Source organism: Carboxylicivirga linearis (genome assembly GCF_018271995.1).
In the GTDB taxonomy this organism is placed as follows: Bacteria; Bacteroidota; Bacteroidia; order Bacteroidales; family Marinilabiliaceae; genus Carboxylicivirga; species Carboxylicivirga linearis.
Genome location: NZ_JAGUCO010000174.1, coordinates 1 through 331, shown reverse-complemented (window position 1 = coordinate 331; position 331 = coordinate 1). Strand labels below are relative to the sequence as shown.

At 35.3% G+C, this 331-nt stretch carries 1 protein-coding gene; it reads right to left on the bottom strand.

What is annotated here, in order from left to right; genetic code table 11:
• Window positions 1-50: 50 nt before the first annotated feature.
• Window positions 51-331: GIY-YIG nuclease family protein (locus KEM10_RS24185; protein WP_212221088.1), on the bottom strand; the 281-nt coding region annotated here is incomplete at its 5' end.

Below are 331 nucleotides of genomic sequence, written 5' to 3'. Positions count from 1 at the left end.
TAAATGTGGCTGCAAAAATAATGAATTTAGTACAATATAAAAATCGCATCTTACCTATCATTTCCTTCTCCCAATAAACTTCTTAAATATCGCCGACCTGAAGTAGATTTTAGTTCCAACTCTCGACGTCTGGCTTCCTTCCTGTCACCTACCTTTTCACAATAGAACTGTATCCATGGAACATATGCTTTCGTGGAACGAACTTGACTGGAATTATGCTGCTCTAAGCGTACTTCTGGATTTATAGACATACCAACATAAAGACGATTAAACTCCCATGAATAAAGAGCATAAACATACCATTGAGTTGAATTATCCATAATACTAATTT